Source organism: Nocardioides marinus, assembly GCF_013408145.1.
Classification (GTDB): domain Bacteria; phylum Actinomycetota; class Actinomycetes; order Propionibacteriales; family Nocardioidaceae; genus Nocardioides; species Nocardioides marinus.
On the sequence record NZ_JACBZI010000001.1, the window covers coordinates 2,876,158 to 2,890,193 of the forward strand.

The window sequence follows — 14,036 nt, forward strand, 5'->3', positions numbered from 1 at the left end:
CTCAGATCCTCCCACCGGTGGCGTCAGGGTGGTCCAGCAGCCCCGCGAAGAGGTCGTCCTCGGGCGTGGGCGCCTCGACGTGGCTCGTGACGAGCTCGTAGTCCTCGGTGGGCCACACCTCGGCCTGCAGCTCTCGTGGGATGGCGAACCAGAAGCCGTCGGGGTCGATCTGGGTGGCGTGGGCCAGCAGCGCCTGGTCGCGGACGCCGAACCACCGGTCGCAGACCACCCGGGTGGTGATCCGGGCGTCCCACTCCGGCTCGGGCTTCCAGTCCTTGAGCCGCTCCTCCCACGGCGACTCCAGCCCGTGCTGCTGCATGGCGTCGTGCAGCGCCTGCATCCGCGGCCGGTTGAAGGAGTGGTGGTAGTAGAGCTTCGCGGGCTGCCAGGGCTCCCCCGCCTCCGGGAACCGGTCGGGGTCACCGGCGGCCTCGAAGGCGGCGACGGACACCTCGTGGCAGCGGATGTGGTCGGGGTGCGGGTAGCCGCCGCGCTCGTCGTACGTCGTCAGCACGTGCGGCCGCACGGCGCGCACGATCCGCACCAGCGCCGCGACCGACTCCTCCAGCGGCGCCAGCCCGAAACAGCCCTCGGGCAGCGGCGGCTTCGGGTCGCCGTCGGGCCAGCCGGAGTCGACGAACCCGAGCCAGTGCTGGGTGATGCCCAGGATGTCGCGGGCGCGCTCCATCTCCTGGCGACGCACCTCGGTGATGTTGGCCAGGATCTCGGGACGGTCCATCTTCGGGTTGAGGATCGACCCCCGCTCCCCACCGGTGCAGGTCACCACGTGCACCTCGGCGCCCTCGGCGACGTAGCGGGCGGTGGAGGCGGCACCCTTGCTCGACTCGTCGTCGGGGTGGGCGTGGACGTGCATCAGACGCAGACCGGCGTACGGCCTGTCCTGGGGCTCCTGCGACATGCCCTCCATCGTAGGAGGGCGCCCGCGAGCGCCGACCGCGAGGATGGGACCATCGGGGGGTGACCTCGCAGGACCTCATGGCGCAGCGGTACGGCGCTCCCTCGCCCTGGCGGCGTCGCACGGCCGTGGTCCTGACCGTCGTGCTCGCGGCCGTGGCCGGCCTGCTGGTCGCGTGGGCCGCCTGGAGCCACGCGACCCCCGAGGCGCGCTCGGAGCTGGTCGGCTTCACCGTGACCGACGAGCACGAGGTCGTGGCGGACGTGCAGGTGCAGCTCAGCGACCGGGCCGCCGGTGTGCAGTGCGTGCTGCGGGCCCTGGCCGAGGACAAGAGCGCCGTCGGCGAGGCCGTCTTCACCCCCGAGTCCTCGGGGCGGCTGAACGTCTCGATCCGCACCGAGCGTCGGGCCACCGCCGTGGAGAAGGTCGGCTGCACCGCGGAGGGGCAGCAGCGCCCCCGCTGACCCGCCACCCCCGCGACCGGCGCCGACCGGGCGGCTCGTGGGTGCGCCCCGGCGCCACCCCACCCCGGAGGGTGTGCGGAGGGACCTGCGCGAGGGCCTGGTCGTTGCTACAGTGACGCGATCGACCGTCCCGCAGGGCTGCTTCGCGAAACGGCCCGCGACCTCCGTCGTACGGCCATTCGCAGCCGACCGGAGGCGGTCGAGACAGTTCGCACCCGACAGTGACGAGACGGGCCGGCGGGCCGCACCGCGAGAGGCGGAGCGGGGTCCCGCGGCTCCATGGCAGGAGTTCCCCAATGACGCAGTCCCCGCAGCAGGAGAAGATCTGGCTCACCCAGGCGGCCCACGACAAGCTGGTCGCCGAGCTGGAGGACCTCAAGGGCCCCGTGCGCCAGGAGGTCATCGAGCGCATCAGCGCGGCCCGCGACGAGGGCGACCTGAAGGAGAACGGCGGCTACCACGCCGCTCGTGAGGAGCAGGGCCGCATCGAGGGGCGCATCCGCCAGCTCGAGGACATGCTCCGCCGCGCCGAGGTCGGCGAGACGCCCCCCGACGACGGTGTCGTCGAGCCCGGCATGAAGGTGACCTACAAGTTCGTGGGCGACGACGACGACGAGGCCGAGACGTTCCTGCTCGGCGCACGCGAGATCGAGCCCGAGGGCCTGACCGTCTACAGCCCGCAGTCCCCGCTCGGCGCTGCCATCAACGGCGCCAAGCGCGGCGACACCGTGTCCTACGAGGCACCCAACGGCAAGACGCTCGAGGTCGTCGTCCTCGACGCGGAGCCCTACACGGGCTGAGCCCGGCGGCAGTTTCACCACCCGGGTGGTGACACTGCCCTGCTCGTCTCATGGAACTGGCGCTGGTCGACCGGAATTCCGGTCGACCAGCGCCATGTTCACCACCCGGGTGGCGAAACCGCCCTCACTCCAGCACCCGGTAGCCCTGCGCGCGCAGGGCGGAGAGCACCGCGTCGGAGTGCTCGGACCCCCGCGTCTCCAGCTGCAGCATGACGTCGACCTCGTCGACCGAGAGCAACGGTGAGATCCGTTCGTGGGCGACCTCGAGGACGTTGGCGCCGGAGTCACCGACGACGGCGAGCAGCCGCGCCAGGCCACCGGGCACGTCGGGGATCGTGACGTGCAGGTTGAGGTAGCGACCCGCGGCCGCCATGCCGTGACGGATCACCTTGCCCAGCAGCAGCGGGTCGATGTTCCCGCCCGAGACGACGGCCACGCACGGCGTCGGGAAGCGGCTGGGGTCGTCGAGCAGCGCAGCCACCGCGGCCGCGCCCGCCGGCTCGGAGACCAGCTTGGCGCGCTCGGCCAGCGCCAGCACCGCCCGGGCCAGGGAGTCCTCCGAGACGGTCACGACGTCGTCCACGTGGTCGCGCACCGCCGCGAAGGTGAGGTCGCCGGGGCGCCCGACCGCGATGCCGTCGGCCATCGTGCGCATCTGCTCCAGCGGGGTGGGCCGCCCGGCCTCCAGCGAGCCGGGGTAGGCCGCGGCGTCCTTGGCCTGCACGCCGACGACGCGTACGTCGGGACGCACCGCCTTCACCGCCAGCGCCACGCCCGCCAGCAGCCCGCCGCCGCCGGTCGGCACCACGACGCTGGCCACCTCGGGGAGCTGCTCGAGGATCTCCAGCCCGACCGTCCCCTGGCCGGCGATCACGTCCTCGTGATCGAAGGGGTGGATGAACACCGCCCCGGTGCGCTCGGAGAACTCCCGCGCCGCGACCAGCGCGTCCTCGAGGTAGGTGCCGGTGAAGACCACCTCGGCGCCGTACCCGCGGGTGGCGCGCTCCTTCGGGATCGGCGCGCCCTCAGGCATGAAGACGGTGGCGCGGGTGCCGACGAGCTGGGCGGCCAGCGCCACGCCCTGGGCGTGGTTGCCGGCGCTGGCCGCGACCACGCCCCGCGCGCGCTCGGCCTCGCTGAGACGGGAGAGCCGGACGTAGGCGCCCCGGGCCTTGAAGGAGCCGGTGCGCTGGAGGTTCTCCGCCTTGATCCGCACCTCGCCGCCGGCCACGGCCGAGAGCCAGCGCGACTCCTCCATCGGGGTGCGCACCGCGACGCCGTCGAGGAGCAGTCGCGCCGCCTCGATCTCGGCGAGCCCCACCCGGCTCATGCGGGGTCGTCCTCGCCACGGGTCGGGTCGGTGGGCGCTCCTCCGGTCTCGACGTAGTCCTCGTCCAGCTCCTCGACGGGGTCGTCGCCCGGATCGGTGTACGCCGCCAGGTGCTGCCCCACGGCGTTGAGCGCGGCCGCCAGCGGGACGGCCACCAGCGCGCCGACGATGCCGGCCACCAGCACGCCCACCGCGATCGCGACGATCACGCCGAGCGGGTGCACCGAGACCCAGCGGCCCATGAGGAAGGGCTGCAGCACGTGGCCCTCGAGCTGCTGGACCACGATGACGCCGATCAGCATCAGCAGGGCCGCCCAGGGCCCCTGGTCGACCAGCGCGACCAGGATCGCGACGGTGCCGGCCACCGTGGCACCCACCATCGGGACGAAGGCACCGAGGAAGACCAGGACACCGATCGCGGCCACGAAGGGCAGGCCCAGGACCGCGGCCCAGATGGAGATGCCGATGGCGTCGACGAGCGCGACGATCACCGTGGCGCGGACGAACTGGCGCAGCGAGATCCACGCGACCCGCCCGGAGGAGTCGAAGCGTGCCCGCGCCGAGCGCGGGGACAACCGCACGATCCACGCCCAGATGCGGGAGCCGTCGGCCATGAAGAAGTAGGTGGAGAAGAGCACGATGAAGAAGCCGGCGAAGACGTGTGTCAGCGTCGTCCCGAGCTCGGTGACCCGGGAGAGGATCTCGGCCTCGTCGGACCGCTCGGCGATGGCCTTCTGCGCCTGGTCGATGTAGCCGTCGATCTGGCTGTCGGTGGCGTGCAGCGGCCCCTCCTGGAGCCACTGCCGGATCTCGCCGAGACCGGCGACGGTGGAGTCGGCCAGGTCGCTGGCACCCCCGGCCACCTGCTGGCCCACGAAGGTCAGCAGCGCCACCACCGCGGCGATCCCCGTCGCGACCGTGAGCAGCGCCGCCAGGCCCCGTGGCACGCCCCAGCCCGACAGGCGGTCGACCAGCGGCACCGCCAGGGCGGTGATCAGCAGGGAGACGACCACCGGGACCACGATCACGACGAGGTAGCCCAGGACCCAGCCCACGACGGCCAGGGCACCCACGATCACCAGGAAGCGCCACGCCCAGGCCGCGGCCAGGTCGTAGCCGACCGGCACCGGGGAGCGCGTCATCGAGCTCACCGCCACGACCTGGGGCGGAGCCAGCTGTCGCTCACGCTCGTCGCGCAGCGCCGACCACTGGGAGAACAGCCGCTGCGCCAGGCCCTCGGCCTCGCTCTCGGAGCGCTCGCGGCGCAGCCGACGACGCTCCCCCAGCCGGATCCGCTCGGGGTCGGGGGCACCGGGGCGGTCGGGCCCGTTCCCGCTGCGGGGGCCGTCGGTCGGCCCGGGCGGCCCCGGGGGCGGCTGCTCGTCGCTCATCGCCTCAACCTAGAGCACCGCACCCCCACCCCTCAGCGCGGCAGGGCCGCGGAGAGCGCCTGGTCCAGGTCGGCCACGAGGTCCTCGACGGACTCGATGCCGACGCTGAGGCGGACCAGGTCGGCGGGGACCTCCAGGTCGGTGCCGGCCACGCTCGCGTGGGTCATCCGACCGGGGTGCTCGATGAGGGACTCCACGCCGCCGAGGGACTCCCCCAGGGTGAAGACGTGGGTGCGCTCGCAGACGGCCAGGGCCGCAGCCTCACCGCCCTTGACGCGGAAGGAGACCATGCCGCCGAAGCGCTTCATCTGGCGTGCCGCCACCTCGTGGCCGGGGTGGTCGGGCAGGCCCGGGTAGATGACCTGCTCCACGGCCGGGTGGTCGAGCAGGTGGGCCACGATCCGCTCGGCGTTGTCGCAGTGCCGGTCCATCCGCACCGCGAGGGTCTTCAGGCCGCGCAGGGTCAGCCAGGCGTCGAACGGGCCGGCCACCGCGCCCATGGCGTTCTGGTGGAAGCGGATCCGGTCGGCGAGGTCGTCGTCGCGCACCACGAGGGCGCCGCCGACGACGTCGGAGTGCCCTCCGACGTACTTGGTGGTGGAGTGCACGACGACGTCGGCGCCGAGGGCCAGCGGCTGCTGGAGGTACGGCGAGGCGAAGGTGTTGTCGACGACCAGCAACGCGCCCGCGTCGTGGGCGACCGCGGCGAGCGCCTCGATGTCACCGATGCCGAGCAGCGGGTTGGTGGGGGTCTCGACCCAGACCAGCCGGGTCTCGCCGGGGCGGATGGCCGCGCGGACCGCGTCGACGTCGGAGACCGCCGCGGGGCTGTGGACCAGGCCCCAGACCTGCTCCACCTTGTCGAAGAGACGGAAGGTGCCGCCGTAGGCGTCGTCGGGGATCACGGCGTGCTGGCCGGGGCCGCACAGCGCACGGACCAGCGTGTCCTCGGCGGCCAGGCCGCTGGCGAAGGCGAAGCCGTGGGTGCCGCCCTCGACCGCGGCGAGCGCGCCCTCGAGCGCGGTGCGGGTGGGGTTGGCGGAGCGGGAGTACTCGTACCCGCCGCGCAGCCCTCCGACGCCGTCCTGCTTGTAGGTCGAGGTGGCGTAGATGGGCGGGATCACGGCGCCGGTGCTGGGGTCGGGCTCGTAGCCCGCGTGGATGGCGCGGGTCTCGAAGCCGGCGTCGGACCAGTAGGGCTGCTGCGCAGGGTGCTCGCTCACCGGTCGAGAGTCTCAGATACCGAGCGCCGCGGCGACCTCGGGGTGGAGGCGTTCGGTGGCGACCCGACCGGCCCTGGTCTGCTGCGCCGCGCGAGCCAACGGCGGGTCCTGGGGAGGCGCCGACGACGTCGGCCGCCACACGCCCTCGTGCACCCAGTGGACGAGCGGGGTGACCGGCCCGGGAGCGACCGCGTAGGTGCTGCGGGTGTAGTCGGCAAGGTGCCCCAGCGCGGTCACCGCCCCGGGCCCGTCGACCACGCGGAGCGCCAGCTGGTGGCGGTACGGCGCTCCCACCAGCACCCCTCGTCCGTGGTCGGTCAGCCCCAGCCGCTCCAGGAGCGCGTCGACGTCGAGCGCGAGGCTCGCGACCAGGCCCGACTCCCCCACGACCACGTCGAACCCGTCGTCCGGCGCACCCTCGGGGGCGACCCCCTCGTGGTGCAGGGACAGGCGGTCGGCAAGGTGCCGCAGGTTGTCGGCGGCCCGCTCGCGCCAGGGCAGCAGGGGTGCGCGCTCACGCAGCGCGTCGGCCGGGGGCATCAGGGCCTGGTCCCCGAGGTCGATCGCCACGACCGAGACGAGGTCCTCGGTGACGTGTTCGGCGGCAGGGTCCCAGTCGGGCGGCAGCAGCGCGGCCGGCAGGAGCCGCAGGACGCAGGAGGCCTCCAGGGTCGCGTCGTCGAGGTCGGCCAGCGTGGGGGCCGGGGACACCGCGGCGTGCACGTGCCGGCGTACGACCTGCGGCCAGGCGGCGGGCGGCTCGGTGGCGCACGCGGCGGCGAGGTCACGCAGCCCGTGCGCGCGGCCGCGCTCGTCGACGACGTGGTCGCCGAGCACCTCGACCACCAGGCCGGCCTCACCGAAGGCCTCGGCCACGAGCCGGTAGAGCCGGCGCGCCTGGAAGGTGGACAACGGCAGGTCGGGCTCCGGGCGCATCGGCCCCCGACGACGCAACATCCCCACGATCGAGCCTCCCGAGCGGTCTCGTGGCCCGACGGACGACTCGGTCCGACGGGTTTTCTTGGTCCTGGGGAACATGCTCGGAGCAGCGTTGTTGCAAACGTGGAGGGCCACACACCGGCCCCCGCCCGCTCGTCCCCCACGCCCCTCGTCGCAAGGAGTCACCGTGTTCCTCGGCCGCAAGCAGACCGCCCTCGTCGCCCCCGAGCAGACGCTGCCGGGCCGCAGCGAGCGCCCCTGGCACCTCTCGGAGCGGCACGCCGTCCTCGACGCGCCGCTCGTCACCGACACCGCACCGGCGGGCCACGAGGTGGCGGTGTTCGGGCTCGGCTGCTTCTGGGGGGCCGAGGAGATCTACTGGCAGGTGCCCGGCGTGTGGTCCACGTCGGTCGGGTACGCCGGCGGCGACACCCCGCACCCGTCGTACGAGGAGGTGTGCTCGGGCCGGACCAACCACACCGAGGCCGTGCGCGTCGTCTTCGACCCCGCCGTCGTGTCCTACGCCGACCTCGTGAAGCGCTTCTTCGAGGTGCACGACCCCACCCAGGGCATGCGCCAGGGCAACGACGTGGGCACGCAGTACCGCTCGGCGATCTACTGGACCACCCCGGAGCAGGAGGCCGTCGCCCGCGAGCTGACCGAGGTGTACGGCGCCGAGCTGGCCCGGCGGGGGCTGGGCTCGATCACCACCGAGATCCGCTCCGCCGAGGACACGCCGTACTACTACGCCGAGGACGTGCACCAGCAGTACCTCCACAAGAACCCGTTCGGCTACCGCTGCCACGCCAACACGGGCGTCGCCTTCCCCGCCTGACCTCACACGACCGCACGCAGCACGACGTTGTGCAGGCCATGGGAGCGCATTCCCTGCAGATCGTCGTGATGTGTCGAGACCTGCCGGGACGTCATGCGGACGGGAGCAACGTCCCCGCGCGACGCATGACGTCCCACGGCGATGCGTCACCCGTCGCGGTCTTGGGCGGTCGGAGATGATGTGGGGGTGACCGAGATGCCCCGCAAGGCGATGGCGCGCACCGCGAGGCTGGCCGGCCTGCCCCTGGGGTACGCCGGCCGCCAGGCCGTCGGGCTGGGCAAGCGACTCGGTGGCAAGCCGGCCGAGGCCGTGATGAGCGAGATCCAGCAGCGCACCGCCGAGCAGGTCTTCCGCACCCTGGGCGAGCTCAAGGGCGGGGCGATGAAGTTCGGCCAGGCCCTCTCGGTGCTGGAGGCCGCGCTGCCCGAGGAGCTGGCCGGTCCCTACCGCGACCAGCTGACCAAGCTGCAGGACGCCGCTCCCCCGATGCCGACCGCGACGGTGCGCGAGGTCCTCGCCCGCGACCTCGGGGCGGACTGGCAGGCGCGCCTGGTCTGGCTCGACGGCGGCCCCACCGCGGCCGCCTCGATCGGGCAGGTGCACCGCGGCCGGTGGCTCACCGACGACGGGGTCGAGCACGACGTGGCCGTGAAGGTGCAGTACCCCGGCGCCGGCGACGCGCTCCAGGCAGACCTGCGCCAGCTCAGCCGTCTCGGCAGGACCGTGGCGCCGCTGATCCCCGGCATCGACATCAAGCCCCTCGTGGCCGAGCTGCAGCAACGAGTCGTCGAGGAGCTGGACTACCAGCTCGAGGCCGCCAGCCAGCGGACCTTCCACGAGGCCTTCGAGGGCGACGACCAGATCGTCGTGCCCGATGCCGTCGCGACGGGGCCGACCGTCCTGGTCACCGAGTGGCTGGAGTCGGCGTCGTCGCTGGCCACCGTCATCGCCCAGGGCACCCAGGAGGAGCGCGACCACTTCGGTCTGCTGTTCACCCGGTTCCTCGTGGCGGCGCCCGCGCGGACCGGCCTGCTGCACGCCGACCCGCACCCGGGCAACTTCCGGGTCGTGCCGGGCGTCGACGGCGGGCCCACCCGGCTCGGCGTGCTCGACTTCGGCGCGGTCGCCCGACTCGACGGTGGCTTCCCGCCCGCCATGGGACGGCTGCTGTCGGTCGCCGCCACCCGCTCCGGCGAGGACCTCGTGGACGCACTGCGCGAGGAGGGCTTCATCAAGGACCGCATCCGGGTCGAGCCCGACCTGGTGCGCGACTACCTGCTGCCCTTCGTCGAGCCCGCCACGACCGAGACCTTCCGCTTCTCGCGGGAGTGGATGCGCGGGGTCTTCGCGAAGATCAACGACCCGCGCGAGCCCGCCTACACGGTCGGGCTGAAGCTCAACCTGCCGCCGTCGTACCTGTTGATCCACCGGACGTGGCTCGGCGGCCTGGGCATCCTCTCCCAGCTCGAGGCCGAGGTGCCGTTCCGGCAGATGCTGCTCGACCACCTGCCCGGCTTCACGCTCGACTGACCCGGAAGGACGCGCCGGCTCGGCAAGCACTTCACGCCGAGCCGGCGTATTGATACGCCGGCTCGGCAGGCACTTCACGTCGAACCGGCGTATTGATACGCCGGCTCGGCACGCACGGGCGCGGCTAGAGGTCGGTGGCGCCGTCGATCGACTCGCGGATCAGGTCGGCGTGGCCGCAGTGCCGGGCGTACTCCTCGACCATGTGCACGAGGATCCAGCGCAGGGACACCGGGCCCCCGCGCCGCTCGCGGGCGGCCAGCACGTCGAGCCCCTCCCCACGGGCGAGCGCCTCGTCGACCAGGCGGTCCGAGGTCTCGATGGCTTCATCGAGCCAGGTGCGCAGCTGGTCGGGGCTGTCGTGGACGGCGCTGTGCCAGTCCCAGTCCTCGTCGGCCTCCCAGTCGACGTCCGCCCAGATCCCGCTGGGCTCGTGGCCGTGCAGCACGATCGAGAACCACCACTGCTCCACGAACGTCAGGTGCTTGAGCATCCCGCCGAGCGTCATCGTCGCCGGCGGCAGTGTCCACGCCAGACCGTCCGCGCCGATGCCGGCGCACTGGCGGCGCAGGGTGTCGCGGAAGTGGTCGAGGAAGGCGCGCAGCGTGGTGGTCTCGTCGGCGACGGTGGGGATGCTCACGCGGCCGACCCTAGGGCGCGCGAGGGCTCGGCAGCGAGTGTCGGTGCCGCCCTCTAGGTGTTCTGACCACGGACGTTAGGTACGGCGGGTCGGCTGGACCATGACGAAGACCTCCGGGTGAGGTGTGGAGCTACCACAGCAACCACATCCACCACGGAGGTCTTCATGACCCACGCTAACGCCACCCTCACCCCAGCCGGGCGACTGCGTCTGGCCCAGCTCGTCGTCGACCACGACTGGACCTACGCCCGTGCCGCCGAACGGTTCTCCGTCAGCATCACCACCGCCCGCCGCTGGGCCCTGCGTTACCGCGAATCCGGCAGGGCCGGCATGGTCGACCGGTCCTCACGACCGCACCGCTGCCCAAACCAGCTGCCCCGACGAACCGAGCGTCGGATCGTGAGCCTGCGAGTCACCCGGCGCTGGGGACCGGCCCGGATCGCCTACCACCTCGGGCAGAACCCCTCGACCGTCCACCAGGTCCTGCGCCGCTACGGCTGCCCACGGCTGAAGTGGACCGACCCCGCCACCGGCACCCGGATCAAGACCTCCTCGCGGGACAAGCGACGCTACGAGCACGCCGCACCGGGCGATCTGGTCCACGTCGACATCAAGAAGCTCGGCAAGATCCCCGACGGCGGCGGCTGGCGCGTCCACGGCCGCGGATCAGCCCAAGACCGCAGCGCCGGCGCCACACGCGACCGGGCCGCCCGCTCCGGTGCCACACCCTCGCGCGGCTACGTCTACCTCCACCACGCCGTAGACGACCACTCCCGGCTGGCCTACTCCGAGATCCTCACCGACGAACGCAAGGAGACCGCCGCAGGGTTCTGGCAACGCGCCCGCGCCTACTTCGCCGAGCACGGCATCGCGGTCAGCGCCGTCTTGACCGACAACGGCTCCTGCTACCGATCACGGCTCTGGGCCGCGACCCTGGGCCAGGACGTCAAACACCGCCGCACCCGCCCCTACCGGCCCCAGACCAACGGCAAGGTCGAACGCTTCAACCGCACCCTGCTCGAGGAATGGGCCTACGCCTGCGCCTACACCTCAGAAGCCGACCGCGCGTCCGCCTACCCGGAGTGGCTCCATCACTACAATCACCACCGCGGCCACACCAGCCTCAAAGGCAAGTCACCCATCGACCGCGTGCCCAACCTCCCCGGGCAGAACATCTAGGAAGGAACGACGCCACGGCGGTGCAGGGCCGCGGTGCGTGGAGACGGGGAGGAGCAGCATGGAGCAGCAGCGGGTGGTCAGGGACGCGGAGGAGTACCTCCAGCTCGTGGTGGCGGAGGTGATGGCACCGCACCCGGCCGAGTGCGTGCTCTGCTACGTCGCGCGGATGCTCGGGGAGCACGGGTGCGACGAGACGCTGCGGTGGACGGGTCGGTTCCGGGAGCTGCGCTCCCCGCGGGCCACCGCGCTGGAGGGCCGGATGCAGGCCGTGGGCGGGTTCTGCGACTGCGAGGTCTTCCTCAACGGCTACCGGTTGCGCCGCGAGCACCTCGAGCGCGACATCCACACCGACGAGCTGCGCGCCCCCGACCACCCTCCGACCTGTGCGGGCGTCGGTCGGCTCGACTCGACCAAGCCGTGCACGCTCTGGGAGCGGTCGCGGCGTCGCTCACTCGACGACTGGTGAGCCGTCGACCCACCGCTGACCCACCTCGACGGGAGCGGCGCCCCCGGACGTGAGCTCGGCCAGCAGGCCCTCGACCCGGCCGACCTGCTCGGGGTCGACGCCGAGCAGCAGCCGCACCCGCGCGCCGTACGACGTCTCGAGCACGTCCACGCCGCGCGACCTCAGCTCCGACTCGACCCGGCCGGCGTCGCCGTGGTCGAGGTCGAGGGCCACCTCGCTGCGCAGCCGGCGCTCGAGCAGCCCGGCTCGCGCGACCGCGGCGCGCACGGCGTCGCCGTAGGCGCGCACCAGTCCTCCGGCACCCAGCAGCGTCCCGCCGAACCAGCGGGTCACGACGACCGCGGTGTCGGAGAGGCCGGCGCCGCGCAGCACCTCGAGCATGGGCGCCCCGGCGGTGCCTGCCGGTTCCCCGTCGTCGGAGGAGCGTTCCACCGGGACCGGAGGGGTCCCGACGACGAACGCGGAGCAGTGGTGCCGTGCATCCCAGTGCTCGCGTCGCAGCCGGTCGACCAGGGCCCGCGCCGACGGCTCGTCCTCGACCCGCTCCAGCGTGCACAGGAAGCGCGAGCGCTTGACCTCGATCTCGGCCTGCGCGGCGCGGCGCGGCACCCGGTAAATCACCACCGGCTCACCACCAGCCCGCGACCTCTCCCCCGAGTCGCACCACGAAGGCGCCGACGACCACCAGGAAGAAGACCCGCACGAAGCCGGAGCCCTTCGCGACCGCCGTCCGGGCCCCGACGTACCCGCCCACGAGGTTGGCCGCACCCATCAGCAGCCCGACCTTCCACAGCACCGCCCCCTGCGGGACGAACACCACGAGCGCGGCGAGGTTGGTGGCCCAGTTTGCCATCCGAGCCTTGGCCGAGGCCTCCAGGAAGCCGTAGCCCAGCAGCGCGACGAGGGCGACGACAAAGAAGGAGCCCGTGCCGGGGCCCAACACGCCGTCGTAGAAGCCGACGACCAGGCCGACGCCGAGGGCGGCCGCGGTGTGCCGGTGCCCGGCGAAGCGCAGCACCGTCGCCCCGCCGAGGTTCGGCCGGAAGGCGACGTAGCCGCCCACGAGCACCAGCGCCACCAGCACGATCGGCTCGAAGGCCGAGCGCGGGACGTGGGAGGCGACCGCGGCGCCCAGCGCGGAGCCGACGAAGGCGAGCGCCATCAGCGGCAGGAAGGTCCGGGGATCGGGTCGCACCCGTCGGAAGTAGGTCGCCGAGCTGACGGTGGTGCCGCAGATGGAGGCCAGCTTGTTGGTGGCCAGCACCTGTACGGGGGCGGCCTGCGGCAGGCCCAGCAGCAGGGCGGGCAGCTGGATCAGCCCCCCGCCCCCGACCACCGCGTCGACGAAGCCGGCCGTGAGCCCGGCCAGGGCCAGGAGGAGCAGCACGGTCGTCGTCGGGTCCTCCACGGCGCCGACCCTAGGTGACGCCCCTACCGTGGGCGCGTGCGGATCGTCTCCCTGCTGCCCTCGACCACCGAGATCCTCTTCGCCCTGGGCGTCGGCGAGGACGTCGTCGGCGTGACCTTCGAGTGCGACCACCCCGCCGAGGCGCGCAGCCGGCGGGTGGTCTCGGGCACGACCATGCCCGAGGGGCTCGACCCAGCCGGCATCGACACCTGGGTCGCCGCCGCGACAGCGGCCGGGGAGGACCTCTACACCCTCGACGCCGGCGCCCTGACCGACCTCGATCCCGACCTGGTCCTCACCCAGGACCTCTGCGCCGTGTGCGCGATCGACGTGGACACCGTCGACGAGGCGCTGGCACACCTGGGCTGCCGGGCGCAGGTCGTGTCCTTCGACCCGCACACGCTGGCCGAGATCGCCGAGTCGATCCGCGCCATCGGACGGGCGGTCGGGCGGGAGCAGCGGGCCGTGGAGCTAGCCGCGCCCGTCGAGGCCCTCGGCCGGGGCCGCGCGGACAGCGCTGTCTCCGGCCCGCGACCTCGCGTGGCCGTGCTGGAGTGGACCGACCCGCCGTACGCCCCGGGGCACTGGATCCCCGAGATGGTCGAGGCGGCCGGTGCCGAGTGCGTCCTGGGCACCGCCGGCGCGCGGTCGGTGCGCACCACGTGGGACGAGGTCGCCGCCGCGCGCCCCGACCTCGTGGTGGTGGCTCCGTGCGGGTTCGACCGGGAGGGCGCCCGGGAGCAGGAGCGGGCGCTGCTGGAGGCCGGGGTCCTCCCGCCCGGGGTCCCGACGTACGCCGTCGACGCGAACGGCCACTGGGCCAGGCCCGGACCGCGGGTGGTCGAGGGCGTGGCGGACCTCCGGACAGCACTCGGCCGCCTGAGGGAGGGAGCCCCCAGGCGGCCAAGTGGGTGAGTC

Annotated in this window: 15 protein-coding genes; 7 read left to right on the plus strand and 8 right to left on the minus strand. The window is 73.2% G+C overall.

What is annotated here, in order from left to right; translation table 11 throughout:
• Position 1: 1 nt before the first annotated feature.
• Complete coding sequence (mca, locus tag BKA05_RS13665) at positions 2-919, minus strand: mycothiol conjugate amidase Mca (protein ID WP_179531918.1); 918 nt, start codon at positions 917-919, stop codon at positions 2-4.
• Between the two features lie 59 nt (positions 920-978).
• Between mca and BKA05_RS13670 the strand changes: the two genes are divergently transcribed.
• Together BKA05_RS13670 and greA are read left to right on the plus strand one after the other, a co-directional pair.
• Positions 979-1,380: a DUF4307 domain-containing protein gene (locus BKA05_RS13670; protein ID WP_179531919.1), complete on the plus strand. Its 402-nt coding sequence runs from the start codon at positions 979-981 to the stop codon at positions 1,378-1,380.
• A gap of 296 nt (positions 1,381-1,676) precedes the next feature.
• Complete coding sequence (greA, locus tag BKA05_RS13675) at positions 1,677-2,180, plus strand: transcription elongation factor GreA (protein WP_179531920.1); 504 nt, start codon at positions 1,677-1,679, stop codon at positions 2,178-2,180.
• 124 nt (positions 2,181-2,304) lie between these two features.
• Here greA and ilvA read toward each other — a convergent pair whose 3' ends face one another.
• The 4 genes from ilvA to BKA05_RS13695 are packed head-to-tail and all read right to left on the minus strand — an operon-like array spanning position 2,305 to position 7,087.
• Entirely contained in the window at positions 2,305-3,510 is a 1,206-nt protein-coding gene (ilvA, locus tag BKA05_RS13680) for a threonine ammonia-lyase (RefSeq protein ID WP_179531921.1), read from the minus strand.
• On the minus strand, positions 3,507-4,901 hold the full coding sequence (locus tag BKA05_RS13685; RefSeq protein WP_179531922.1) for an AI-2E family transporter: 1,395 nt from the start codon (positions 4,899-4,901) through the stop codon (positions 3,507-3,509). The genes ilvA and BKA05_RS13685 overlap by 4 nt, the downstream gene beginning before the upstream one ends.
• 32 nt (positions 4,902-4,933) lie before the next feature.
• Entirely contained in the window at positions 4,934-6,124 is a 1,191-nt protein-coding gene (locus BKA05_RS13690) for a cystathionine gamma-synthase (RefSeq protein ID WP_179531923.1), read from the minus strand.
• A 12-nt stretch (positions 6,125-6,136) separates the two neighbouring features.
• A complete protein-coding gene (locus BKA05_RS13695) occupies positions 6,137-7,087 on the minus strand; it encodes a hypothetical protein (protein WP_179531924.1) in 951 nt (316 codons plus the stop codon).
• 163 nt (positions 7,088-7,250) lie between these two features.
• Here BKA05_RS13695 and msrA point away from each other — a divergent pair, with 163 nt between their 5' ends.
• Together msrA and BKA05_RS13705 are read left to right on the plus strand one after the other, a co-directional pair.
• Entirely contained in the window at positions 7,251-7,898 is a 648-nt protein-coding gene (msrA, locus tag BKA05_RS13700; protein ID WP_343045674.1) for a peptide-methionine (S)-S-oxide reductase MsrA, read from the plus strand.
• A 195-nt stretch (positions 7,899-8,093) separates the two neighbouring features.
• Positions 8,094-9,428, plus strand: coding sequence for an ABC1 kinase family protein (locus BKA05_RS13705; RefSeq protein WP_246290301.1), 1,335 nt, complete (start codon positions 8,094-8,096; stop codon positions 9,426-9,428).
• Between the two features lie 124 nt (positions 9,429-9,552).
• Here the strand turns inward: BKA05_RS13705 and BKA05_RS13710 are convergent, their stop codons facing one another.
• Positions 9,553-10,065 (minus strand): mycothiol transferase, encoded by a 513-nt coding sequence (locus tag BKA05_RS13710; protein WP_179531927.1) that lies wholly within the window; start codon positions 10,063-10,065, stop codon positions 9,553-9,555.
• Positions 10,066-10,230: 165 nt separating this feature from the next.
• On the opposite strand from BKA05_RS13710, the gene BKA05_RS13715 reads away from it, so the two are divergent.
• Entirely contained in the window at positions 10,231-11,244 is a 1,014-nt protein-coding gene (locus tag BKA05_RS13715; RefSeq protein ID WP_179531928.1) for an IS481 family transposase, read from the plus strand.
• Positions 11,245-11,302: 58 nt separating this feature from the next.
• Positions 11,303-11,710, plus strand: coding sequence for a DUF2695 domain-containing protein (locus BKA05_RS13720; RefSeq protein WP_179531929.1), 408 nt, complete (start codon positions 11,303-11,305; stop codon positions 11,708-11,710).
• Here the strand turns inward: BKA05_RS13720 and BKA05_RS13725 are convergent.
• Together BKA05_RS13725 and BKA05_RS13730 are read right to left on the minus strand one after the other, a co-directional pair.
• Complete coding sequence (locus BKA05_RS13725; RefSeq protein WP_343045675.1) at positions 11,693-12,331, minus strand: YigZ family protein; 639 nt, start codon at positions 12,329-12,331, stop codon at positions 11,693-11,695. The genes BKA05_RS13720 and BKA05_RS13725 overlap by 18 nt on opposite strands.
• Before the next feature lie 7 nt (positions 12,332-12,338).
• On the minus strand, positions 12,339-13,118 hold the full coding sequence (locus tag BKA05_RS13730) for a TSUP family transporter (protein ID WP_179531931.1): 780 nt from the start codon (positions 13,116-13,118) through the stop codon (positions 12,339-12,341).
• A 36-nt stretch (positions 13,119-13,154) separates the two neighbouring features.
• On the opposite strand from BKA05_RS13730, the gene BKA05_RS13735 reads away from it, so the two are divergent.
• Complete coding sequence (locus BKA05_RS13735) at positions 13,155-14,033, plus strand: ABC transporter substrate-binding protein (protein ID WP_179531932.1); 879 nt, start codon at positions 13,155-13,157, stop codon at positions 14,031-14,033.
• Positions 14,034-14,036: the final 3 nt, after the last annotated feature.

Coding starts and splice junctions, on each gene's coding strand:
- mca (WP_179531918.1), bottom strand. CDS start 919: ATGTCGCAGGAGCCCCAGGACAGGCCGTACGCCGGTCTGCGTCTGATG.
- greA (WP_179531920.1), top strand. CDS start 1,677: ATGACGCAGTCCCCGCAGCAGGAGAAGATCTGGCTCACCCAGGCGGCC.
- ilvA (WP_179531921.1), bottom strand. CDS start 3,510: ATGAGCCGGGTGGGGCTCGCCGAGATCGAGGCGGCGCGACTGCTCCTC.
- BKA05_RS13685 (WP_179531922.1), bottom strand. CDS start 4,901: ATGAGCGACGAGCAGCCGCCCCCGGGGCCGCCCGGGCCGACCGACGGC.
- BKA05_RS13705 (WP_246290301.1), top strand. CDS start 8,094: ATGCCCCGCAAGGCGATGGCGCGCACCGCGAGGCTGGCCGGCCTGCCC.
- BKA05_RS13715 (WP_179531928.1), top strand. CDS start 10,231: ATGACCCACGCTAACGCCACCCTCACCCCAGCCGGGCGACTGCGTCTG.
- BKA05_RS13720 (WP_179531929.1), top strand. CDS start 11,303: ATGGAGCAGCAGCGGGTGGTCAGGGACGCGGAGGAGTACCTCCAGCTC.